Source organism: Streptomyces nitrosporeus (assembly GCF_008704555.1).
GTDB lineage: Bacteria > Actinomycetota > Actinomycetes > Streptomycetales > Streptomycetaceae > Streptomyces > Streptomyces nitrosporeus.
Genome location: NZ_CP023702.1, coordinates 5,782,589 through 5,806,260, shown reverse-complemented (window position 1 = coordinate 5,806,260; position 23,672 = coordinate 5,782,589). Strand labels below are relative to the sequence as shown.

Below are 23,672 nucleotides of genomic sequence, written 5' to 3'. Positions count from 1 at the left end.
CGACAACACCGGACGGATCAGCCCCGCCGCTCCTGCTTCTGTTTGTCCTCCACGCAGAGGGTGGCGCGGGGGAACGCCTGCATCCGGGCCTTGCCGATCGGTTTGCCGCAGACCTCGCAGAGCCCGTAGGTGCCCGCGTCGAGCCGGGCGAGGGCGCGTTCGGTCTGGTCCAGCGTCTCCTGGGCGTGGGCCGCGAGCGACAGCTCGTGCTCCCGGGTGATGTTCTTGGTCCCGGTGTCCGCGTCGTCGTCGCCCGCACCGTCCCCGGAGTCCCGCATCAGGCCGGCCAGGGCGGCGCCCGAGGCCTCCAGCTCGCTGCGCAGCCGTACGGCCTCGCCGGTCAGCCCGGTGCGCGCCTCGTCGACCTCCTCGGCGGTCCAGGGGTCCTCCCCCGGCCTGACCGCGAGGTCACCCGGCGCCGTCGCGGCGGCGACCCTGGCCGGGGGCACCGCGGTCGGGGCCCCTTCCACTGCCGCTGTGCTCCGGTCCGCGCTCTTCTTGGCTACCACCGTGTGGGCTCCCGTCTGCTCGGCGGCCTCGGCCGCCCCCGTGGCCTGTGCGGCCTTCCTGGCCGCGGCCTTCCTGGCCGCCGCGCTCTTCTTCACCGGCGGCTTCCGGTCCGCGTCCGGGTGTGGACCCGCGGAGCTTTCCCCGTCGGCGCTCTTCTCCGCCACCATGGCCGCGGCCCCTTCACATAAGGTGATCTTGCGCGCGAATCGTGCTGGGACGATAGATCGGCCCCGCCTCCGCGGCAACGGGGCACGCCGCCGGTTCGCCCTTCCCGCGCCGGACGGTGGTGTGCCCCCCAGCGTTGTGCCCAGCTCACCGCGCGGTAATCCGCCCCGGGTCACCGGCCGGGAGCGGGCCGTACCGGCGGGGCCGTCCGGGGCGGACACGCCTTGCGCGGTTCCGACCGGTCGGCCGTCGCCCGTACGGCCCCGTACACTGAGCGCAGCGAGAGGCGTGGATGGGACGAGTAGCGTCGTAGGCAGCCCGTAGCGACCCGGGGACGGTGGGAGCCCGGGGGCGAGCGCGTCGTGAAGATCACCCCGGAGCCGCCGGAAGAAAACTTCGGCCCGTGGGCACCGCCCCGGGTGCGAGGCCACTAGACCCGGCATCGCGACCCCAATGAGGGGGCCGCGGGCGCACGCCCGGGGCCAAGGAGGGTGGTACCGCGGGAGCCGGCCGGCTCTCGTCCCTCCGACGGAAGTGGAAGCCGTCCGCCGGAGGAAACCGCACATGACATCGCCGCAGTACCGCCAGGTACCCGCCCAGGTCGACCTGCCCGCCCTCGAACACGCCGTGCTCGACTTCTGGCGTGAGAGCAAGGTCTTCGCCAAGAGCCTCGAACAGTCCGAGGGCCGCCCCGAGTGGGTGTTCTACGAGGGGCCGCCGACCGCCAACGGCATGCCCGGCGCCCATCACATCGAGGCCCGCGTCTTCAAGGACGTGTTCCCGCGTTTCCGGACCATGCAGGGCTACCACGTCGGCCGGAAGGCCGGCTGGGACTGCCACGGACTGCCGGTCGAGCTCGCGGTCGAGAAGGAGCTGGGCTTCAGCGGCAAGCAGGACATCGAGGCGTACGGCATCGCCGAGTTCAACGCGAAGTGCCGGGAGTCGGTGACCCGCCACACCGACGCGTTCGCCGAGCTGACGACCCGCATGGGGTACTGGGTCGACCTGGACGACGCCTACCGGACGATGGACCCGGAGTACGTCGACTCCGTGTGGTGGTCGCTGAAGGAGATCTTCAAGAAGGGCCTCCTGGTCCAGGACCACCGGGTCGCCCCCTGGTGCCCGCGCTGCGGCACCGGCCTCTCGGACCACGAACTGGCCCAGGGCTACGAGACGGTCGTCGACCCCTCGGTCTTCGTGCGCTTCCCGCTGACGAGCGGCCCGCTGGCCGGCGAGGCCGCGCTGCTGGTGTGGACGACCACGCCCTGGACCCTGGTCTCCAACACCGCCGTCGCCGCCCACCCGGACGTCACCTATGTCGTCGCGACCGACGGCGAGGAGAAGCTGGTCGTCGCCGAGCCGCTGGTCGCGAAGGCGCTGGGCGAGGGCTGGGAGCCGACCGGCGAGTCCTTCACCGGCCGCGAGATGGAACGCTGGACGTACGAACGCCCCTTCGCCCTGGTCGACTTCCCCGCCGAGGCGCACTTCGTCGTCAACGCCGAGTACGTCACGACCGAGGACGGCACGGGTCTGGTCCACCAGTCCCCCGCCTTCGGCGCCGACGACCTCGCCGTGTGCCGCTCCTACGGCCTGCCGGTCGTCAACCCGGTGCGTCCCGACGGCACGTTCGAGGAGGACCTGCCGCTGGTCGGCGGGGTGTTCTTCAAGAAGGCCGACGAGGCGCTCACCGAGGACCTGGCCGCCCGCGGCAGGCTCTTCCGCCACGTCCCGTACGAGCACAGCTACCCGCACTGCTGGCGCTGCCACACCGCGCTGCTCTACTACGCGCAGCCTTCCTGGTACATCCGTACGACGGCGGTCAAGGACCGGCTGCTGGAGGAGAACGAGAAGACCAACTGGTTCCCGGACTCGGTCAAGCACGGCCGCTTCGGCGACTGGCTGGACAACAACGTCGACTGGGCGCTCTCCCGCAACCGTTACTGGGGCACCCCGCTGCCGGTCTGGCGCTGCGAGGACGGCCACCTGACGTGCGTCGGCTCCCGTGCCGAGCTCTCGGAGCTGACCGGGCGCGACCAGTCGGCCCTGGACCCGCACCGGCCGTTCATCGACGAGATCACGTTCACCTGCTCGCAGGAGAACTGCCAGCTGGAGGCGTACCGCGTCCCGGAGGTCATCGACGCCTGGTACGACTCGGGTTCGATGCCGTTCGCGCAGTGGGGCTACCCCTACAAGAACAAGGACGTCTTCGAGTCCCGCTACCCGGCGCAGTTCATCTCGGAGGCCATCGACCAGACCCGTGGCTGGTTCTACACGCTGATGGCCGTCGGCACGCTCGTCTTCGACAGGTCGAGTTACGAGAACGTGGTGTGCCTCGGCCACATCCTCGCCGAGGACGGCCGGAAGATGTCCAAGCACCTGGGCAACATCCTCCAGCCGATCCCGCTCATGGACCAGCACGGTGCCGACGCGGTGCGCTGGTTCATGGCGGCGGGCGGTTCCCCGTGGGCGGCGCGCCGGGTGGGCCACGGCACGATCCAGGAGGTCGTCCGCAAGACCCTGCTGACGTACTGGAACACGGTCGCCTTCCAGGCCCTGTACGCCCGTACGTCCCACTGGGCGCCGTCCGCGGCCGATCCGGCCCCGGCCGGCCGCACGGTGCTGGACCGCTGGCTGCTGGGCGAGCTGGGCACCCTGGTGGAGCAGGTCACCCGGGCACTGGAGGCCTACGACACCCAGCGTGCCGGGAAGCTGCTCTCCGCGTTCGTGGACGACCTGTCCAACTGGTACGTCCGCCGTTCGCGCCGCCGTTTCTGGCAGGGCGACAAGGCCGCGCTGCGCACGCTGCACGACGTGGTGGAGACGGTCACCCGGCTGATGGCCCCGCTGACCCCGTTCATCACCGAACGGGTCTGGCAGGACCTGATCGTCCCGGTGACCCCCGGCGCCCCGGAGTCGGTGCACCTGTCCTCCTGGCCCCAGGCGGACCCGGCGGCGGCCGACCCCGCGCTCTCCTCGCAGATGGCGCTGGTGCGCCGCCTGGTCGAGCTGGGCCGTGCCACGCGTGCCGGGTCCGGGGTCAAGACCCGCCAGCCGCTCTCACGGGCCCTGGTCGCGGCGTCGGGCTTCGAGGCGCTCTCCCCCGAACTGCGCGCGCAGATCACCGAGGAGCTGAACGTCTCGTCGCTGGCGTCGCTCTCCGAGGTCGGCGGCTCCCTCGTCGACACCACGGCCAAGGCCAACTTCCGGGCCCTGGGCAAGCGGTTCGGCAAGGGCGTCCAGGCGGTGGCGAAGGCCGTCGCGGACGCGGACGCAGCCGCGCTGTCGCTGGCGCTGCGTGAGGGCACGGCCACCGTCGAGGTGGACGGCGAGCAGGTCGCCCTCACCCCGGAGGAGGTCATCGTCACGGAGACCCCGCGCGAGGGCTGGTCGGTGGCCTCGGACTCCGGCGCCACGGTCGCCCTGGACCTGGAGATCACCCCGGAACTGCGGGCGGCGGGCCTGGCCCGTGACGCGATCCGGCTGATCCAGGAGGCCCGCAAGAACAGCGGCCTGGACGTCGCCGACCGCATCGCGGTCCGCTGGACCTCGGCCTCCCCCGAGACGGCCGCCGCCCTGACCGAGCACGCGTCGCTGATCGCGGACGAGGTCCTCGCCCCGGACTACGCCCAGGGCGAGGCGGACGACTCGTACGGCTCCCCGTTCGAGGACGAGGCGCTGGGCCTCACCTTCCGCCTCCGCAGGACGGCTCACTGATCCACCGCCCGTCCCGCGCTGCCCGGCCGGTCCCACCCGGCCGGGCAGCGCCGTTCCCGGCCCCTCCCTCGCGCGTACGGCGTACGACAAGGGCCGGGCCCCGGGGAAGATCCCCGGGGCCCGGCCCTCACAGCCTGCCGACGGCTACGCGCTCACCGCGCGCCCAGCGCTCAGTTGTCGTCCTCGTCGATGAGGAAGCCGCGCATCGGCGACGGCGCCTGCTGCATCGGCTGCGGCGCCTGCGGCCGCACCGGTGCCATCGGCTGCGTCATCGCGGGCGACATCTGCTGCTGCCCGCCGTACGACGGCGCACCGCCCATCGACTGGTTCCCGGCGCCCATCGGCGGGTTGCCGTGGTTGCCGCCGCCCATGCCGTGCCCCATGGCACCCGCACCGGCCGGAGCCAGCGAGGGCGACGGCGGCAGCGAGGCGGCCGCGGGGGTCCGCGGCGGGGCCAGCGAGTCGTCGGCCTGGGTCTCCAGCTGGCGCAGCTGGCTCTCCAGGTAGGACTTCAGACGGGTCCGGTACTCGCGCTCGAAGCCGCGCAGGTCCTCGACCTTGCGCTCCAGCGTCGCGCGGGCCGACTCCAGCGAGCCCATCGCCACACGGTGCTTCTCCTGCGCGTCCCGCTCCAGCGCGTCCGCCTTGGCCCGCGCGTCGCGCTCCAGGCCCTCGGCACGGCTGCGCGCCTCACCGACGATCTTGTTGGCCTCGGAACGGGCCTCCGCGATCGCCTGGTCGGCGGTCTGCTGGGCCAGGGACAGGACACGGGCGGCGCTGTCGCCGCCGGGGCCCTGGCCGGGCTGCTGCATCTGCGGCGGCTGCATCTGCTGCTGCATCTGCGGCGGCTGCATCTGCTGCGGGCCGTGACCGCCCATCGGACCGCCCATGGGGCCGCCCTGCATGGGGCCGGGGCCGTGCGGGCCCTGCGGACCGGGGCCGTGGCCGCCCTGGGGGCCGTGGCCGCTGGGGCCGGCGGGCAGCTGCGGAGCTCCACCGGGCAGCTGGGGGGGACCCATCTGCGGGGGCTGCTGCTGCACCGGCGGGCCCGATATGGCGGCGGGCACCGGGGCCCCCGGCCGGTCCTGCGGCTCCGGAGGTTTACGCATACCCTGCTGTTGGTTCTGTGCGGCCGCGCGCGTGGCGGCGGCCAGCTTGGCCCGCAGGTCCTCGTTCTCACGGAGCAGACGGGTCAGTTCCGCTTCGACCTCGTCGAGAAAGGCATCGACCTCGTCCTCGTCATAGCCTTCTCGGAGGCGGACGGTCGTGAACTGCTTGTTCCGCACGTCCTCGGGGGTCAACGGCATCTCTTCTTCACCTCTACGTAGTCGTCGGCAGTCGGCAAGACCGTATCGTTCACACGCTGCTCGCTAGCTTGCCCACGATGCTGAGCAGAATGTAGACGATGATCATCAGAACGAAGAAGGACAGGTCAAGTGCCACGCCCCCGAGACGCAACGGCGGTATGAACCGCCGCAGAAGCTTCAGCGGTGGATCGGTGACAGTGTAAGTGCCCTCCAGAACGACCACCATCGCCTTGCCTGGCTGCCATGAACGTGCGAACTGGAAGACATAGTCCATGACCAGCCGGAAGATCAGCACGATGAGGAAACACATCAGCGCGATATAGACCACATCCAGTGCGACGCCCATGTCCCGCGCTTCCCTCTCCCCTGGCTTTCGTGACCCGGCCTCCCGGCCGGCACCGGCCTCGCGGCCGGGTTGTTCCCGGTGTCGTGTTCTCAGCTCTGGTTGAAGAACCCGCCCTCTGCGATACGGGCCTTGTCCTCCGCCGTGACATCGACGTTAGCAGGCGACAACAGGAACACCTTCTGCGTCACTCGCTCAATGCTGCCATGGAGACCGAAGACGAGTCCCGCGGCAAAGTCGACAAGTCGCTTCGCGTCGGTGTCGTCCATCTCGGTGAGATTCATGATCACCGGAGTGCCCTCGCGGAAGTGTTCCCCGATGGTACGGGCCTCGTTGTAGGTACGGGGGTGCAGCGTGGTGATGCGGTAGGGCTCCCGCTCGGACACGACCTTGGGCATGATCACCGGTGCGTTCTTCTCCAGGTTCGGGCGGTCAGGTGTGATGGATGCCACGGGTGCGATCCGGGCGGGTCGCGGGCTGTCCGCCGGTAGCTGAACCGGCTCGCGCGGGGCGGGCGGCGTCACCGCGCGTACCGGTTCCTCACGCTCGCGCTCCCGCTCCACCTGGTGTGCGGGCTGATGCCGCCGCCGGTCCCGCTCGGGCTCCGGCTCGGGTTCGAATTCGTCGTCGGGGTCGAACCCCGGACCGTCGTACCCATCGTCCTCCACGAGGCCGAGGTAGACCGCCATCTTGCGCATCGCGCCGGCCATGCTCCGAGTCCTCCGCTCTGTGGTGGATCGGCATTCGTGTCACCAAGTGCCCGAGATCCACTCCGGTCTTGCCCTTTTCGGGTGGCAATGACCATATTTTCTGCTGTGGTCCGACTTGCTTCGCGACGTTACCCGAGCCGGGGTCGGTCTCCGAGCACCGCCGTACCGATGCGTACATGTGTCGCTCCGGCCGCCACCGCGTCCTCCAGATCCCCGCTCATTCCCGCGGAGACCATGTTGGCAGCCGGATGGTTCCCGCGCAGGCGGGATGAGATTTCCACCAGCCGGTCGAACGCCTCGCGTTGACGGCCCGCGTACACCCCGGAGAGCGGGGCGACGGTCATCAGCCCGTCGAGCCGGAGTCCGGGCGCGGCCTCCACCGCGGCCGCCAGTTCCCCGACGCCGTCCGGCGCGACGCCTCCGCGGTCACCGCGTTCGCCGCTCTCCGCGTCGAGTGCCACCTGCAGGAGGCAGCCGAGTTCCCGCCCGTTCCTCACCGCCGCCGCCGAGAGCGCGGTGACCAGCCTGACCCGGTCCACCGACTGCACCACATCGGCATAACCGACCACGGAACGCACCTTATTGGTCTGCAGCTGTCCGACAAAGTGCCAGGTGAGCGACAGATCCGCACACGCCTCGGCCTTGGGGGCCGCGTCCTGGTCACGGTTCTCGGCGACATGACGCACACCGAGTCCGTGCAGGATCCGCACATCGCTCGCGGGGTAGGTCTTGGTGACCACGACGAGGGTCACCTCCTCCCGCTCACGGCCGGCCGCGGCGCAGGCGGCGGCGATGCGCTCCTCCACCCGTGCCAGGTTCGCCGCGAGTTGGTCCTTACGATCCGTCATCGCCCTATCCGTCCAGCCAGACATAACCGGCGAGCCGCCCCGTGGTGCGGTCGCGGCGGTACGAGTAGTGGTCACCGGATTCCCGTGTGCAGACCGGCGAACGGTGCCGTTCGCCCACCCCGAGGGCTTCGAGCTGCGCGTGGACCCCGGCGGTGACGTCCACGGCGGGGGTGCCCCAGCCCGTGGTCGACCAGGACGCAGGAACGGCCCCGGCCACCTCGGCGCGCATGTCCTCGGGCACCTCGTAGCACCGGCCGCAGACCGCCGGCCCGGTGTGCGCGACGATCCTCGACGGCTCCGCGCCCAGCGCGGCCATCGCCTCGACGGCCGCCGGCACGACGCCCGCGACCAGACCGGGCCTGCCCGCGTGGGCCGCCGCGGCCACGCCCGCCACCGGGTCGGCGAGCAGGACGGGGGTGCAGTCGGCGGTGAGCACCGCCAGCGCCAGTCCGCGGCGGGCCGTCACCACCGCGTCCACCGCGGGGATCCGGGACGCCCCGTCCCACGGGGCGTCGACCACGGCGACGTCGCGGCCGTGCACCTGGTTCATCCAGACGACCCGCTCCGGGTCGAGGCCGAGGCCCCGTGCGGCGAGGGTGCGGTTCGCGAGGACGGCGGCGGGGTCGTCACCGACCGCGCCGCCGAGGTTGAGCTGCTCGTACGGAGCGGCGCTCACCCCGCCCCACCTGTCGGTGAAGGCGAAGTGCGCGCCGCCCGTCGAAGCCACCGCGGTCTTCACCGGGTGCTGCGGATCTATCACTTCAAGAAGTCCGGTACGTCCAGCTCTTCGGCCTGGGTGTCCTGGTAGGGACGGGCCGTCGGGACGTGCGCCGGGGCGACCGGGGGCAGCGAGGTCTCGTTCGCCACCGGCGCCGGCTGCTCGGCCGGGACCTGCTGGGGCTCCTCGCGCGCGGGCACGGAACCGAGCGTGCTCGCCGGACGCACCGGCTCGGGGGCGCGGGCCGGGGCCTGCTCCTCCCGCTTGCCGGTGCTCGCCCCGAGGACGTTCTCGCGGCGGGCGGGCGGCTGGCCGCCGTCGAAACCGGCCGCGATCACGGTGACACGCACCTCGTCGCCGAGGGCGTCGTCGATGACCGCGCCGAAGATGATGTTGGCCTCCGGGTGGGCCGCCTCGCTCACCAGCTGCGCCGCCTCGTTGATCTCGAAGAGACCGAGGTCGCTGCCGCCGGAGATGGAGAGCAGGACACCGCGGGCGCCGTCGATGGACGCCTCCAGGAGCGGCGAGGAGATCGCCATCTCCGCCGCGGCCACCGCGCGGTCGTCGCCCCGGGCCGAGCCGATGCCCATGAGGGCGGAACCGGCCTCGGACATGACCGACTTGACGTCGGCGAAGTCGAGGTTGATCAGGCCGGGGGTGGTGATCAGGTCGGTGATGCCCTGGACACCCGAGAGCAGCACCTGGTCGGCCGACTTGAAGGCGTCGAGCACGCTGACCTGGCGGTCCGAGATGGAGAGCAGCCGGTCGTTGGGGATGACGATGAGGGTGTCGACCTCTTCGCGGAGTTCGGCGATGCCGTCCTCCGCCTGGTTCGCCCGGCGCCGGCCCTCGAAAGTGAACGGGCGGGTGACCACACCGATCGTCAGGGTGCCCAGCGAGCGGGCGATGTTGGCCACGACGGGGGCGCCGCCGGTGCCGGTGCCGCCGCCTTCGCCGGCGGTGACGAAGACCATGTCGGCCCCCTTGAGGACCTCCTCGATCTCCTCACGGTGGTCCTCCGCCGCCTTCCGGCCGACGGCGGGGTTCGCCCCGGCTCCGAGGCCACGGGTGAGTTCACGGCCGACGTCCAGCTTGACGTCGGCGTCGCTCATCAGCAGTGCCTGCGCATCGGTGTTGATCGCGATGAACTCGACGCCCTTGAGGCCGACCTCGATCATTCGGTTGATGGCATTGACACCACCGCCGCCGACACCGATGACCTTGATGACTGCGAGGTAGTTCTGCGGTGCTGCCACGTCGAAGGCCTCTCGCCTCGAGTTACGTGTCGTCGCTCTGCGGTGGCACCGCCGCGACGACGGATGTCGAATGGGGACGGTCCGGACGCCGACCCGAACCCTAACGTTGAAGTTTAGGGTTACCAGTGTGTCTGCCTCATGGACTCTTCCGGACAGGACACTAAGTCGACAAGTGGCGCGTGTTCAACGAACACGCCGAACCTCCCGTTTTTCTTTTCACCCTATGTGATCACCCGTAGCGCTGACCAACCAGGGTGCTGGCCTGGCCATATGCGCGTCAACTCTTCGACACCGCAGGGGCGCTGGGGGCACTCACATCGAAGTGTCCCGCTTTGGGTGACGATTTCATGAGAGCAGTGAGAACACGTGCTTTCACAGGCCCTTGTTCACCACTGCCCCAGAGCACCGTCCGGTCCCGGGTCAGTTCCAGGACAACGGAATCGTACGAGGTCATCCGCACCGCCTTCGTCTCCCCGGCCACCCCGGCCGGAAGGTCTCCCGCGATCCGGACCGCTTCCCGGAGCAGCCGTTCCGCGCCGTAACGACGCAGACTCGGTGACCGTTCCGGTTCCAGTTCCAGCAACGGGACGTGTGCGGGCCTCCTGCCCACTGTCGCGAAACGCACGCCTCCCGCGTCCACCTCGATGAACTTCGCGCCCTTCTCCAGCACCAGCACCGGCTTCCGCTCGGTCACTTCGAGGCCGATGCCGTCCGGCCACGACCGCACGACGTCCACCGAGTCCACCCGGGGCAGCTCGCGGGCCAGCCGCGCCTCGACTGCGCCGGTGTCCACGGACAGCAGCGGGTCTCCCACCGGGACCGCCGCGGCGGCCTCCACCTCGGCCGGGGTCAGCACATCGGTTCCGGTGACGGTCACTTGTTCGACCCGGAACCAGGACGAGCCGTACAGGGTCCAGACGGCGGCCGCGGCCACCAGGAGCACCGCGGCCCCGGCAAAGAGCAGCCGCACGCGGCCGCTCAGCCGGCGCCCGCCGGAAGAAGTCCCCGGCGGTCCCGCCGGGGTGTCGGCCAGGTGGGCTGCTCCGCGCTGGGCGGTCGTCGGTCCGGCCACGCTCGCTCCTTACGCCGGACCCGGGGCGCGCGCCCCGGGTCCGCACCGCCTCACGCCTGGCGGCGTGCGGCAATCGCCTCGTACACCATGCCGACGAGCAGGTCGTCGGCGTCCCGGCGGCCGAACTCCGCGGCTGCGCGGGACATCTCGTACAGCCGGTGCGGGTCCGACAGCACCGGCAGGACGTTGCCCTGCACCCACTCGGGGGTGAGCGCCGCGTCGTCCACCAGCAGGCCGCCGCCGGCGTTCACCACCGGCTGGGCGTTGAGCCGCTGTTCGCCGTTGCCGATGGGCAGCGGGACGTAGGCGGCGGGCAGCCCGACGGCGGAGAGCTCGGCGACGGTCATCGCGCCCGCGCGGCAGAGCATCATGTCGGCCGCGGCGTACGCCAGATCCATCCGGTCCACGTACGGTACCGGGATGTAGGGCGGCATCCCGGGCATGTTGTCGATGCGCGGCAGTTCGTTCTTGGGGCCGACCACGTGCAGGATCTGGATCCCGGACCGCTGGAGCAGCGGCGCGACCCGCTGGACCACCTCGTTGAGGTGCCGGGCGCCCTGCGAACCGCCGGAGACCAGCAGGGTCGGCAGGTTGGGGTCGAGCCCGAAGGCGGCGCGGGCCTCCGGCCGCACCCGGGCGCGGTCGAGGGTGGCGATGGTGCGGCGCAGCGGGATGCCGATGTAGCGGGCGCCGCGCAGTTTGCTGTCGGGGGTGGAGACGGCGACGGCGTGGGCGTAGCGGGAGCCGATCTTGTTGGCCAGGCCCGGGCGGGCGTTGGCCTCGTGGACGACGATCGGCACACCCGCGCGCTTGGCGGCGAGGTAGCCGGGGAGGGCGACGTAGCCGCCGAAGCCGACCACGCAGTCCGCCCCGGTGCGCTCCAGGACCTGCTCGGCGGCCTTGATGGTGCCGCGCAGCCGTCCCGGCACGGTGATCAGCTCGGGTGTGGGCTTGCGCGGCAGCGGTACGGCGGGGATCAGCGCCAGTTCGTACCCCCGCTCGGGTACGAGCCTGGTCTCGAGTCCGCGTTCCGTGCCGAGGGCGGTGATACCCACGGTCGGGTCCTGCCTGCGCAGGGCGTCTGCGAGGGCAAGCGCGGGCTCGATGTGGCCGGCGGTCCCCCCGCCGGCGAGTACGACATGCACCGAAATTCACCGCTCTCCGGACGGACGCTTCATGACGCGCCGTCTCATCGTCTTCCATCTGACCCCGGGCCTCCGCGTGGCCAGGGCCGCTTTCGCCGCCGGATCCTGCCGCGCGAAGGCGATCATGAGTCCGACGGCGAACATGGTCGGCAGCAGGGCCGAGCCCCCGTAGGAGAACAGCGGCAGCGGGACTCCGGCGATCGGCAACAGGCCGAGCACCGCACCGATGTTGATCACGGCCTGCGCCGTGATCCAGGTGGTCACGCCTCCCGCTGCGTACCTCACGAAGGGGTCCTCCGTGCGTCCGGCCACGCGGATACCCGCATAGCCTAGAGCCGCGAACAGGGCGAGTACCGACAGCGTCCCCGCCAGACCCAGTTCCTCCCCGGTGATGGCGAAGATGAAGTCGGTGTGCGGTTCGGGCAGTTGACCCCATTTTTCCACACTGGCACCGAGTCCGGATCCGAACCACCCGCCGGACGCCAGCGCGTAGATCCCGTGGACCGCCTGCCAGCATCCGCCGTTCTCGTCGGGTTCGCTGACGCCCATGCAGGCCAGCCGGGACATCCGGTTGGGGCTCGTCCTGATCAGCAGGAAGGCGATGGCCGCCGCGAAGGCGAGCACCCCGGCGAAGAGCCGGGTGGGGGCCCCGGCCAGCCAGAGCAGGCCGAACAGGATCGCGGTGAGGATGATCGCGGTCCCCATGTCGCCGCCGAGCATGATGAGCCCGAGGAGCATGAAGGCGACCGGGACGAGCGGCACCAGCAGGTGCTTCCACTGCCCCAGCAGCCGTTTGTCCTGTTTACGGGCCATCAGGTCGGCGCCCCACAGGATGAGGGCCAGCTTGCCGAACTCGCTGGGCTGGAGCTGGAAGGGGCCGCCGAGGTAGATCCAGTTCTGGTTGCCGTTGACCGCCATCCCTATCCCCGGCACCTGGACCAGGACCATCAGGAAGACGGTGGCCAGGAGCAGCGGGTAGGCGAACGCCCGGTGCAGCTTCACGGGCATCTTCGAGGCCAGCAGCAGCAGACCGGCGCCGATGACCGCGGCGAGGAACTGCTTGCGGAAGAAGTAGGTGCTGGGTTTGTCGAGTTCCAGCGCCTTGATCATGGAGGCCGAGTAGACCATCACGAGGCCGAGGACCGTGATCAGCAGACCGGCCCCGAGGATCAGGTAGTACGCGGTCAGGGGGCGGTCCCAGGCCCGGCGGGCCCGCTCGTGGAGCCGTCTCAGCGCGGCGCCCCGCGGGGGCCGGGAGGGCGCCTCTGGGCGCCTGCCGCCGCCGCGGGGGCCGGGGGGCCGCCGGGTGCCGGTGGCGGGGCGGCTGCGCAGGAGGAGGTGCGCGTCGTGGCCCGCGTACAGCGCGGCGGCCGGGCGGGCGAGCGGGCGCGGGGTGAGCGCCCGGCGGAACGCCGCGGTCGCGCACGGGCGTTCCGCTCCGCGCGCGGCTGGGCTCTCGTCTGCCGGCATGGTCGCTGTCCCCTCCACTGCTCGTGCCCGGGGCCGGTGCCGGGAGCCCGGGTCCGCGGCGGTGCCACACGTGCCCCGTCCCCGGGACGGTACGGGGTCCGGGCCCGTCAGGCGCTCTCGCCGGCGAGTTCGCGGACCGCGTCCGCGAACGCCTCGCCCCGCTTGTTGTAGTTGACGAACATGTCCATCGAGGCGCAGGCCGGTGCCAGCAGGACGGTGTCCCCCGGCCGGGCGAGCCGCGCGGCTTCCCGGACGGCCTCGGACATCGCCCCAGTGTCGGTCCGGTCCAGGTCGAGGACCGGTACCTCGGGGGCGTGTCGCGCCAGTGCTTCGCGGATCAGCGCACGGTCGGCGCCCATGAGCACGGCACCGCGCAGCCGCTTCGCCGCGCCGGTGACCAGTTCGTCGAAGGTCGCGCCCTTCGCGAGGCCGCCGGCGATCCAGACGATCGGCTCGTAGGCGGCGAGCGACGCCTCGGCCGCGTGGGTGTTGGTGGCCTTGGAGTCGTCGACGTAGCTCACCCCGGCGACGTCCGCGACGTGTTCGATGCGGTGGGGGTCGGGGCGGAAGGACCGCAGCCCGTCGCGTACGGCGGCCGGCTCGACGCCGAAGGCGCGGGCGAGGGCGGCGGCGGCCAGGGCGTTGGCGATGTTGTGCGGGGCGGGCGGGTCGACGTCGCCGACCTGGGCCAGCTCCTGGGCCTGCTTCTGCCGGTTGGCCACGAAGGCCCGGTCGACGAGGATCCCGTCGACCACGCCCAGCTGCGAGGGCCCGGGGGTGGAGAGGGTGAAGCCGATCGCCCGGCAGCCCTCCTCGACGTCGGCCTCGCGTACCAGGTGCTCGGTCGCCGGGTCCTGCGCGTTGTAGACGCAGGCGACGCTGTTGCCCTCGTAGATCCGCCCCTTGTCGGCCGCGTAGGCGTCCATGGAGCCGTGCCAGTCGAGGTGGTCCGGGGCCAGGTTGAGTACGGCCGCGGAGTGGGCGCGCAGCGAGGGCGCCCAGTGGAGCTGGTAGCTGGAGAGTTCGACGGCGAGGACGTCGTACGTCTCCTCGCCGAGCACCGCGTCCAGCAGGGAGACCCCGATGTTGCCGACCGCGGCCGTGCGCAGTCCGGCCGCTTCGAGGATCGAGGCGAGCATCCGCACGGTCGTGGTCTTGCCGTTGGTGCCGGTGACCGCGAGCCAGGGCGCGGCGTCCGGCCCCCGCAGCCGCCAGGCGAGTTCGACGTCGCCCCAGACGGGGACGCCTGCCCGGGCGGCTGCCTGGAAGAGCGGTTTGCCGGGCTTCCAGCCGGGGGCCGTGACGACCAGTTCGGTGGACTCGGGCAGGGTGTCGCCGTCGCCGAGGCGCACGGTGACCCCGAGCGCCTCCAGTCCGGCGGCCTGGGCGCGGGAACGCTCGTCGTCGCCGTCGTTGACGACGGTGACCAGTGCCCCGCGCTCGTGCAGGGCGCGGGCCGCGGGGATGCCGCTGACGCCGAGCCCTGCGACCGTGACGTGTGTGCCCTGCCAGTCCACGTTGCTCACTTCTTGGCTGCCCATCCTGCGTAGAAGAGGCCGAGTCCGACGATCACGCACATGCCCTGAATGATCCAGAAGCGGACCACGACAAGGACTTCGGACCACCCCTTGAGTTCGAAGTGGTGCTGGAGCGGTGCCATGCGGAAGACGCGCTTGCCGGTCATCTTGAAGGAGCCGACCTGGATGACCACCGACATGGTGATCATCACGAAGAGGCCGCCGAGGATGGCCAGCAGGAATTCGGTGCGCGAGCAGATCGCGAGGCCGGCGAGCGCGCCGCCGAGGGCGAGCGAACCGGTGTCGCCCATGAAGATCTTCGCGGGTGAGGTGTTCCACCACAGGAAGCCGAAGCAGGCGCCCATCAGGGCCGAGGCGACGACGGCGAGGTCGAGTGGGTCGCGTACCTCGAAACACGCCTCGGGGTTGGTGAGGGTGGTCGCGTTGGCGCAGGACTCCTGGAACTGCCACAGCCCGATGAAGGTGTACGCGCCGAAGACCATCACCGACGCGCCGGTGGCCAGGCCGTCCAGACCGTCCGTGAGGTTCACGCCGTTGGACATGGCGAGGATCATGAACAGCGCCCAGACGACGAACAGCACCGGTCCGATGGACCAGCCGAAGTCCTCGACGAAGGAGAGCCGGGTGGAGGCCGGGGTGTTGCCGCGGATGTCCGCGAACTGGAGCGAGAGCACCGCGAAGGCGATACCGACGATCAGCTGGCCGGCCATCTTCGCCTTGGCCCGCAGACCGAGCGAGCGCTGCTTGACGATCTTGATGTAGTCGTCGAGGAAGCCGACGAGCCCCATGCCCGCCATCAGGAACAGGACGAGGACGCCGGAGAAGCGCATCTCCTCGCCGGTGATCACCTTCGCCAGGACGTACGCGATGATCGTCGCCAGGATGAAGGCGATGCCGCCCATCGTGGGCGTGCCCTTCTTGCTGCCGTGCGTGCGCGGGCCGTCGTCCCGGATGAACTGCCCGTAGCCCTTGCGGGCGAGGAGTTTGATCAGCAGCGGTGTGCCGACCAGGGTCAGGAAGAGCCCTATGGCTCCCGCGAAGAGGATCTGCCTCATCGGACGGCGACCTCGCCCTCGTTCGCGTTCTCCAGCAGTGCCAGGGCGACCTTCTCCAGGCCGACCGACCGGGACGCCTTCACCAGCACGACGTCTCCCGGGCGCAGTTCACTGCGCAACAGGTCGACGGCCGCCTGTGCGTCGGACACGTGCACCGACTCCTCACCCCACGAACCCTCGTTATATGCGCCCAGTTGCAGCCAGGAGGCCTCTTGTCCCCCGACAGCGACGAGCTTGCTGACGTTGAGCCGGACGGCGAGCCGTCCGACCGCGTCGTGCTCGGCGAGCGACGCGTCACCGAGCTCGGCCATCTGACCGAGCACCGCCCACGTGCGTCCCCCCTCCGCCCGTGAGGCCTTGCCCATGGCGGCCAGCGCACGGAGTGCGGCTTTCATGGATTCGGGGTTCGCGTTGTAGGCGTCATTGACGACCGTCACACCGTCCGGACGCTCGGTGACCTCCATGCGCCAGCGGGAGAGGGTGCCCGCCCCGGAGAGCGCCTCGGCGATCTCGGTCACGGACATGCCCAACTCATGGGCGACGGCGGCCGCGGCGAGCGCGTTCGACACGTGGTGCTCACCGTACAGGCGCAAGGTCACGTCACTGCACCCGGTAGGTGTGTGGAGCGCGAAAGCGGGGCGCCCGTCGTCCGTGAGCCGGACGTTCTCTCCCCGTACGTCCGCATCCGTGGCCTCTCCGAAGAGGACGACCCGGGCTGATGTGCGGGAGGACATGGCCCGCACGAGCGGGTCGTCGGCGTTGAGCACCGCCACGCCGTCGGCGGGGAGGGCCTCCACGAGTTCGCCCTTGGCCCGGGCGATCGCCTCGCGGCTGCCGAACTCGCCGAGGTGGGCGCTGCCCACGTTCAGCACCAGGCCGATTTTCGGCGGGGTGAGCGTGGCAAGGTAGTGGATGTGGCCGACGCCACGGGCGCCCATCTCCAGGACCAGGTGCCGGGTCTCGGCGGTGGCGCTCAGCGCGGTGAGCGGCAGGCCGATCTCGTTGTTGAGGGAGCCGGGTGTCCAGACCGTCGGGGCCTTGTGCTGGAGCAGCTGGGCGACGAGGTCCTTGGTGGACGTCTTGCCGGCCGAGCCGGTGAGCGCGACGACGGTGGCCCCCAGCCGCTCGACGACCGTGCGCGCGAGGGCGCCGAGCGCCGCCACGACGTCGTCCACGACGATCGCCGGGACGCCCACGGGCCGGGCGGCGAGTACGGCCGTGGCCCCCGCCTCGACGGCGCGCGACGCGTAGTCGTGGCCGTCGACGCGTTCACCGGCGAACGCCGCGAACAGGGACCCCTGCCGCACCTCCCTGGAGTCGATGACGACGGGGCCGGTGACGACGAGGGAGCGGTCCGGCATGTCGTGCGGGCGTCCGCCGACGATTTCGGCGATCTCGGCGAGGGAAAGGGCGATCACTTGGTCATCCCTGACTGTTGTTCTCGTGGGTGTGTGCGTGGTCGGGTGCGGTGTCCACGCGTGCGCGGGAGCGCTCGATGGCCTCACGCAGGACCTGCCGGTCGTCGAAGGGCCGTACCACGCCGTGGATGTCCTGGCCCTGTTCGTGCCCCTTGCCGGCCACCAGCACCGTGTCACCGGGCTCGGCGCGGGCCACGGCGGCGGCGACGGCGGCGGCGCGGTCGGCGTCGACGAGGACGTCGCCGCGTTCGTGGACGGGTACCTCGGCGGCGCCGGCCAGCATGGCGGCGAGGATCCCCAGCGGGTCCTCCGAGCGGGGGTTGTCGGAGGTGAGGACGGCCGTGTCGGCGAGCCGGGCCGCCGCCGCGCCCATCGGACCGCGCTTGGTGGTGTCACGGTCGCCGCCGCAGCCGAGCACGATGTGCACCCGGCCCTCGGTGACCTTGCGCAGGGAGCGCAGTACGGATTCGACGGCGTCGGTCTTGTGCGCGTAGTCGACGACGGCGAGGTAGGGCTGTCCGGCGTCCACGCGTTCGAGCCGGCCGGGGACCCCGGGGACGGCGGCGACGCCGTCGGCGGCGGTCTGCGGGTCCACACCGGCCACGGCCAGGGTGACGATCGCGGCCAGGGTGTTGGCGACGTTGAACGGCCCGGGCAGCGGCGCCCTGGCGGTGATCCGCTCGCCCTTTGGGCCGAGCACCGTGAACCGGCTGTCCTGCGGACCGACTTCGACGTCCGCCGCCCGCCAGTCGGCGTCCGGGTGGCCCTCGGCGGAGAAGGTGACGACGGGGACCGACGCCTCGTCGACGAGCCGGCGGCCGTACTCGTCGTCGAAGTTGACGACGCCCAGCTTGCTGCGCCGCGGGGTGAACAGCTGCGCCTTGGCCTGGAAGTAGTCCTCCATCCCGGAGTGGAACTCCATGTGCTCCGGGCTGAGGTTGTTGAAGACGGCGACGTCGAAGACGCAGCCGTCGACCCGGCCCAGCACCAGGGCGTGGCTGGAGACCTCCATGGCGACCGCCTCGACGCCGCGTTCCCGCATGACGGCGAACAGCGCCTGGAGGTCGGTGGCTTCGGGGGTGGTGCGCTCGGACTTGATGCGCTCGTCGCCGATCCGCATCTCGACGGTGCCGATCAGCCCGGTGCTGCGTCCCGCTCCGCGCAGGCCGCCCTCGACGAGGTAGGCCGTGGTGGTCTTGCCGGACGTCCCGGTGATGCCGATCTGGAGGAGGCCGGCGCCCGGGTGCCCGTAGATCTCGGCGGCGAGTTCGCCCATGCGGGCCCGCGGTTCCGCGGTGACCAGCACGGGCAGCCCGGTGGCGGCCGCCCGCCCGGCGCCCGCCGGGTCGGTGAGGACGGCCGCGGCACCGAGCCCCGCGGCCTGGGCGGCGAAGTCGGCGCCGTGGAAGCGGGCGCCGGGAAGGGCCGCGTACACGTCACCCGGACGCACGGCCCGGGAGTCGTGGGTGATTCCGGTGACCTCACCGGACTCCTGCGGTGCGGCGCCGATGCGCGCTGCCAGCTCGCCGAGGGAAGTCGGCCGGAGCCGGTCCGGCCGGGGCGCTCCCGGGTAGGTCACAGGAGCGTCCTTCGTGGTTTGGGACTGATCGGGGTGGGGCACGGCGGTGAGCGTACCGGGCGGACCCGGCCGATCGCGAAGTGAGGGGCCGGGGTCGCGGTACTTGTCGTTCCGGTTCCCGGGGTCCGGGGTGATGGTCGTCACGTGTGTCTTCCCGAGTTCACTCGCCGGGCTCGAAGGAGACCGGCAGCCGGGCGGGGGCGGTGCCGGAGGGCGGGGTCTGAAGGGTCTTCAGGGCGAACTCCATGACCTTCTTGTAGATCGGGCCGCAGATCTGGCCGCCGAAGTAGCTGCCCTCGGTGGGGTTCTGGATCGCGCAGTACACGGCGATCTGGGGGTCGTCGGCGGGCGCGAAGCCGGCGAAGGAGGAGGTGTAGCCCTTGTAGACGCCCCGGACGGGGTCGACCCGGTTGGCCGTACCCGTCTTGCCGGCGACCCGGTAGCCCTCGATGTGGGCCTTGGTCCCGGTGCCCTCCCGGTCGTCCACGACGGACTCCAGCATTTTCGCCAGGGTCCTGGCCGTCTTCTCGCTGACGACCCGGGTCTTCTTCGGGGCCTCGGCCGCCGTGTACCGGCCGTCCGCGCCCTTCGTGCCGCGGACGAGGGTCGGCTCGATCCGGACCCCGCCGTTGGCGATGGTCTGGTAGACGGAGGCGGCCTGCATGGCGTTGAGCGACAGCCCCTGGCCGAACGGGATCGTGTACTGCTGGGAGGTCGACCAGTCCCCGGGCGCGGCGAGGATGCCGGGCGACTCGCCCGGGTAGTCGAGCCCCGTGGTGCTGCCCAGGCCGAACTTGCGCAGGTAGGAGTGGAGGACCTTGTTGGCCTCGGCCTGCGTCTTCCCCAGCTGGCCGGTGGCCAGGATGGTGCCGATGTTGCTGGACTTGGCGAGTACGCCGTTGAGCGTGAGGTACCAGGTGGGGTGGTCGATGTCGTCCCGGAACAGCCGGTCCCCGCGGTGCAGCCGGTTGGGGACGGTGACGTGTGTACCGGGGGTCGCCACGCCCTCCTCCAGCACCGCGGCCATGGACATGACCTTGCTGGTGGAGCCGGGTTCGTAGACGTCCTGGAGGGCCGCGTTGCCCAGGACGGCCGCGTCGACCTGGGAGAGGTCGTTCGGGTCGTAGCCGGGGGCGTTGGCCATGGCCAGCACCTCGCCGGTCCGGGTGTTCTGGACGATCACGTAGCCGCGGTCGGCCTTCGACTCCCGCACCTGGTCGGCGATGGCCCGCTGGGCCGCCCACTGGATGTCTCGGTCGATGGTGAGCTCGATGTCGGAGCCCGCGACGGCCGGGGTCTCCTTGGAGCCCGCGGTCGGCACGGGACGGCCGCCGGCCTGGGCGTACCGGATCGTGCCGTCCTCGCCCGCGAGCTGTTCGTCCAGCCGGGCCTCCAGGCCGCCGCCGCCCTTGCCCTCCGCGTTGACGAATCCCAGTATCCCCGCGGCGAGGTCGCCGTTGGGGTAGACGCGTTTGGTGGTGGGCTCCTGGAGGACGCCGGCCAGCACGTTGGCCCCCGGTCCGCCCCGGGCCCTGTCCTCGGCTGCCTTCTCGGCGAAGGCCGCCTTGAGGTCCTTGATCTGCTTCCAGACCTGCGGCGTCTGGCGGTGGGCCAGCACGGTGTAGCGGCTGCCGGGGGCGGAGAGCTTCTTCTCCAGTTCCCCGGCGTCCCTGCCCAGGACGGGCGCGAGCAGTTGCGCCGCCTGCCGCGGGGCGTCGGGCGCCTTGCTCTCCTCGGGGGTGAACAGCTTCGGGTCGGCGGTGATGTCGTGCGCGTCGACGCTGGTCGCCAGGGCGATACCGCTGCGGTCGGTGATCTCGCCCCGCTCGGCGGCGATCGTGTACTCCAGGTAGCGGTTCTTCTCGGCCTTGGCCGTGTACTCGTCGGCGTCGACCGCCTGCACCTGGAGGAGCCGGATGACGAACGCCACCATGACGAGAGTCAGGCAGAGGCTGATCAGACGCAGCCGCGGACGCGGGTTGCCCAGCCGGATGGCGTTGCGGGGCCCGCGCGGTGCTCCGGTCCGCGGCCGGGCCGATGCCCGGGGCCGCCGGGCCCCGGGGCGGGACGCGGGGCGCGGGCGCCCGGATCCTCCGGCTGCGCCGCGGGGGCGCGCCGGGCCGGGTACGCGGCGGCGCGGCGGTTCCTTCGGGGGCACTCGGTCACCTGCCGGAGCTCGTCGGGGACGGTTCGGTGGGGGTCGCGGGGGGTACGGCGGCGGGGCCGGACGCGGCGGGCGGGGCCACGGGGGTGCCGGGCGCGGGGGTGGCCGAGGGAGCGGGGGCCGGCGGCTCCGGGTCCGTGCGCGGCTCGCGGGCGGCCGGCGGGGTGGAGGGGTCGGCGGTGGCCTGCTCGGGCACGCCGCGTACGGAGCCGTCCAGGTCCAGGAAGGCGGGGGGGCCGCCGGGCACCATGCCGAGTTCCCGGGCGCGGCGTTCCAGCGCGTCCGGTTCGGAATAGCTGTCGACGTCCCGTTGCAGGGCCTGCTGCTCGTCGGTGAGTTCGGTCGTCTCCCGCTCCAGCCGGCTCAGCTCGAACGACCCTTCGTTCAGAGCGGAGTTCAGCAGCAGCAGGGAGATCAGGCCGCCGGCGAGGAGCAGCACCACGAGCAGGACGAACGGGGTACGGGCCGCGGTGCTCGGACCCGACGGCATCAGCCGGGCGAGCCGCCCGGTCCGCCCTTCGTTCTGTCCGGCCCCTCCGGTCACCTCGGTGCCCCCGCCCTTCCCGTGTGCCGGCCGGTCCTCCGCCGGGTGCTCATCGCTCGTCCTCGCGGATCCGTTCGGCGCCGCGCAGCCGGGCGGGGGCCGCCCTGCGGTTCTCGGCGACCTCCTCCTCGGTGGGGAGTTCGGCGCCGCGGGTCAGCAGTTTCAGCCGGGGCTGGTAGCGCTCGGGCACGACGGGCAGGCCGGGCGGTGCCGTGTTGGCCGCGCCGGCCGCGAGGACCTGCTTGACCAGCCGGTCCTCCAGCGAGTGGTAGGAGAGGACGGCGATCCGGCCACCGACGGCGAGGCTCCGCACCGCGGCCGGGACGGCTCGTTCCAGGACGCCCAGTTCGCCGTTGACCTCGATGCGCAGGGCCTGGAAGGTGCGCTTGGCCGGGTTGCCCCCGGTGCGCTTGGCGGCCTGCGGGAGCGCGTCGCGGATCAGCTCGACGAGCCGCGCGCTGTTGCTGAACGGTTCCTTCTCGCGCTCCCGCACGACGGCGGAGACGATGCGTTTGGCCTGCTTCTCCTCGCCGTAGGCGCGCAGGATCCGGACGAGTTCCCCCGGCGGGTAGGTGTTGAGCACCTCCGCGGCGGCGATGCCCGTGCTCTGGTCCATCCGCATGTCCAGCGGTGCGTCCTGGGCGTACGCGAAGCCCCGGCCGGCCTCGTCCAGCTGCATGGAGGAGACACCGAGGTCGAAGAGGACGCCCTGCACCTTGGGGATGCCCAGCCGTTCGAGCACCTCGGGCAGTTCGTCGTAGACGGCGTGCACGAGGGTGGCCCGGTCGCCGTACGGGGCGAGGCGTTCGCCGGAGAGGCGCAGCGCCTCCTTGTCGCGGTCCAGCGCGACCAGCCGTGCCCGGGGGAAGGCGGCGAGCAGGGCCTCGCTGTGCCCGCCGAGCCCCAGGGTGCAGTCGACGACGACGGGGGCTTCGGATCCGGTGGCCTCCAGAGCCGGGGCCAGCAGGTCCAGGCACCGCTGGAGCATCACCGGGACATGTCGGGTCTGGCTCAAGACGCCCTCTCAGGCTCAGTCCCGTGCCGGCCGCACGTGCGGTCTGGTCCCCGCCCGCTCGGAAGGGGAGGTCCGCCGGCGCCGGGGAAGGGGCGTCGGCCGACCGACGAGCGGGCAAGGGCCGGGCCGCATGTGCGCCGCACGGCACGAGGGTTCGAAACATGCAGAAAGCTGCACAATGTGCGGGCGTGTCGGTAACTTCGTGTCACTTTAGTCCACCCTGCCACCGGATCGATTCCCGATCAACGAACCGGGCAGCGCGTCGCACGGCCCGCCGCCCGCCGGCGGATCACCCGGACGGGTGAGTGCCTGTGAGGCTTGTGGATTAGCTCACAACAAGTCTCGTTGTTGTTCTTTGTCCCCTTCCTTCACACGTCACCGGCTATGGCGAGGACTACCTTCATAACCATGTCGACTTCCGCGAACCCTTCCGTCGAGACCGATTCCTCCGCTTCGGACACGTCTCATCCCGATAAGGTCATCAACCGGCTCGTCCGGGCCAACTCGAACTACGCGGACAAGTTCACCGATCCCGGCATGGACGCACGGCCCGTGCTCCAGGTCGCCGTGGTCGCGTGCATGGACGCGCGCCTCGACCTCCACGCCGCCCTCGGTCTGGAGCTCGGCGACTGCCACACCATCCGCAACGCCGGGGGCGTCGTCACCGATGACGTCATCCGGTCCCTGACGATCAGCCAGCGGGCGCTCGGCACCCGCAGCATCGTCCTCATCCACCACACCAACTGCGGTCTGGAAAGCATCACCGAGGAGTTCCGCCAGGACCTGGAGCGCGAGGTCGGACAGCGGCCGGTCTGGGCCGTGGAGGCGTACACGGACGCCGAGCAGGACGTGCGCCAGTCGATGCAGCGGGTCCGCACCTCGCCGTTCCTGCTGCACACGGACGACATCCGCGGTTTCGTCTTCGACGTGACCACCGGTCTGCTGCGCGAGATCGACCCCGCCGCCTGAGCGGGCTCCGGCCGCTCCGGGGGGCCCTTCCGGGTCCCCCGGATTTCCACAGGCCACCCCCGCCCACCTCGACATACGATCCAGACCCGACATTTCGCCCCCAGTTGTCCACAGGCGAGTGACACGAAGCGG

Annotated in this window: 19 protein-coding genes; 2 read left to right on the top strand and 17 right to left on the bottom strand. The window is 71.5% G+C overall.

The window, feature by feature from the left end; translation table 11 throughout:
* Positions 1-17: 17 nt before the first annotated feature.
* A complete protein-coding gene (locus tag CP967_RS25610) occupies positions 18-677 on the bottom strand; it encodes a TraR/DksA family transcriptional regulator (protein ID WP_150490236.1) in 660 nt (219 codons plus the stop codon).
* Between the two features lie 562 nt (positions 678-1,239).
* Between CP967_RS25610 and ileS the strand changes: the two genes are divergently transcribed.
* Positions 1,240-4,389 carry an isoleucine--tRNA ligase gene (gene ileS / locus CP967_RS25605; protein WP_150490235.1) on the top strand — a complete coding sequence of 1,050 codons (3,150 nt, stop codon included), beginning with the start codon at positions 1,240-1,242 and terminating at the stop codon, positions 4,387-4,389.
* Between the two features lie 170 nt (positions 4,390-4,559).
* Here ileS and CP967_RS25600 read toward each other — a convergent pair whose 3' ends face one another.
* The 16 genes from CP967_RS25600 to rsmH form a co-directional block, all read right to left on the bottom strand.
* Positions 4,560-5,696: a DivIVA domain-containing protein gene (locus CP967_RS25600; RefSeq protein WP_150490234.1), complete on the bottom strand. Its 1,137-nt coding sequence runs from the start codon at positions 5,694-5,696 to the stop codon at positions 4,560-4,562.
* A 49-nt stretch (positions 5,697-5,745) separates the two neighbouring features.
* The gene (locus tag CP967_RS25595) at positions 5,746-6,042 is read right to left on the bottom strand and encodes a YggT family protein (RefSeq protein ID WP_150490233.1); all 297 of its coding nucleotides are present in this window, start codon (positions 6,040-6,042) and stop codon (positions 5,746-5,748) included.
* Between the two features lie 89 nt (positions 6,043-6,131).
* Positions 6,132-6,749, bottom strand: a complete 618-nt coding sequence (locus CP967_RS25590; protein ID WP_150490232.1) for a cell division protein SepF — start codon at positions 6,747-6,749, stop codon at positions 6,132-6,134.
* Between the two features lie 128 nt (positions 6,750-6,877).
* On the bottom strand, positions 6,878-7,597 hold the full coding sequence (locus CP967_RS25585) for a YggS family pyridoxal phosphate-dependent enzyme (protein ID WP_150490231.1): 720 nt from the start codon (positions 7,595-7,597) through the stop codon (positions 6,878-6,880).
* 4 nt (positions 7,598-7,601) lie between these two features.
* Positions 7,602-8,324, bottom strand: coding sequence for a peptidoglycan editing factor PgeF (gene pgeF / locus CP967_RS25580; RefSeq protein WP_373300351.1), 723 nt, complete (start codon positions 8,322-8,324; stop codon positions 7,602-7,604).
* Between the two features lie 29 nt (positions 8,325-8,353).
* Positions 8,354-9,571 (bottom strand): cell division protein FtsZ, encoded by a 1,218-nt coding sequence (ftsZ, locus tag CP967_RS25575; protein ID WP_150490230.1) that lies wholly within the window; start codon positions 9,569-9,571, stop codon positions 8,354-8,356.
* A 277-nt stretch (positions 9,572-9,848) separates the two neighbouring features.
* A complete protein-coding gene (locus CP967_RS25565) occupies positions 9,849-10,643 on the bottom strand; it encodes a cell division protein FtsQ/DivIB (RefSeq protein WP_150490228.1) in 795 nt (264 codons plus the stop codon).
* A gap of 50 nt (positions 10,644-10,693) precedes the next feature.
* Positions 10,694-11,788: an undecaprenyldiphospho-muramoylpentapeptide beta-N-acetylglucosaminyltransferase gene (gene murG / locus CP967_RS25560; RefSeq protein ID WP_150490227.1), complete on the bottom strand. Its 1,095-nt coding sequence runs from the start codon at positions 11,786-11,788 to the stop codon at positions 10,694-10,696.
* 6 nt (positions 11,789-11,794) lie between these two features.
* Positions 11,795-13,258, bottom strand: coding sequence for a putative lipid II flippase FtsW (gene ftsW / locus CP967_RS25555; RefSeq protein ID WP_190175054.1), 1,464 nt, complete (start codon positions 13,256-13,258; stop codon positions 11,795-11,797).
* A gap of 107 nt (positions 13,259-13,365) precedes the next feature.
* Positions 13,366-14,784: a UDP-N-acetylmuramoyl-L-alanine--D-glutamate ligase gene (gene murD, locus CP967_RS25550; protein WP_150492044.1), complete on the bottom strand. Its 1,419-nt coding sequence runs from the start codon at positions 14,782-14,784 to the stop codon at positions 13,366-13,368.
* Entirely contained in the window at positions 14,781-15,851 is a 1,071-nt protein-coding gene (gene mraY / locus CP967_RS25545; RefSeq protein WP_150490226.1) for a phospho-N-acetylmuramoyl-pentapeptide-transferase, read from the bottom strand. The genes murD and mraY overlap by 4 nt, the downstream gene beginning before the upstream one ends.
* Entirely contained in the window at positions 15,848-17,269 is a 1,422-nt protein-coding gene (locus tag CP967_RS25540; RefSeq protein WP_150490225.1) for a UDP-N-acetylmuramoyl-tripeptide--D-alanyl-D-alanine ligase, read from the bottom strand. The genes mraY and CP967_RS25540 overlap by 4 nt, the downstream gene beginning before the upstream one ends.
* Before the next feature lie 4 nt (positions 17,270-17,273).
* Positions 17,274-18,992: a UDP-N-acetylmuramoyl-L-alanyl-D-glutamate--2,6-diaminopimelate ligase gene (locus CP967_RS25535; RefSeq protein WP_150490224.1), complete on the bottom strand. Its 1,719-nt coding sequence runs from the start codon at positions 18,990-18,992 to the stop codon at positions 17,274-17,276.
* A 16-nt stretch (positions 18,993-19,008) separates the two neighbouring features.
* On the bottom strand, positions 19,009-21,006 hold the full coding sequence (locus CP967_RS25530; protein ID WP_150490223.1) for a peptidoglycan D,D-transpeptidase FtsI family protein: 1,998 nt from the start codon (positions 21,004-21,006) through the stop codon (positions 19,009-19,011).
* Positions 21,007-21,010: 4 nt separating this feature from the next.
* Positions 21,011-21,556 carry a cell division protein FtsL gene (gene ftsL, locus CP967_RS25525; RefSeq protein ID WP_373300352.1) on the bottom strand — a complete coding sequence of 182 codons (546 nt, stop codon included), beginning with the start codon at positions 21,554-21,556 and terminating at the stop codon, positions 21,011-21,013.
* A 49-nt stretch (positions 21,557-21,605) separates the two neighbouring features.
* On the bottom strand, positions 21,606-22,571 hold the full coding sequence (gene rsmH / locus CP967_RS25520; RefSeq protein ID WP_150490222.1) for a 16S rRNA (cytosine(1402)-N(4))-methyltransferase RsmH: 966 nt from the start codon (positions 22,569-22,571) through the stop codon (positions 21,606-21,608).
* Between the two features lie 408 nt (positions 22,572-22,979).
* On the opposite strand from rsmH, the gene CP967_RS25515 reads away from it, so the two are divergent.
* The gene (locus CP967_RS25515) at positions 22,980-23,540 is read left to right on the top strand and encodes a beta-class carbonic anhydrase (protein ID WP_150490221.1); all 561 of its coding nucleotides are present in this window, start codon (positions 22,980-22,982) and stop codon (positions 23,538-23,540) included.
* Positions 23,541-23,672 lie beyond the last annotated feature (132 nt).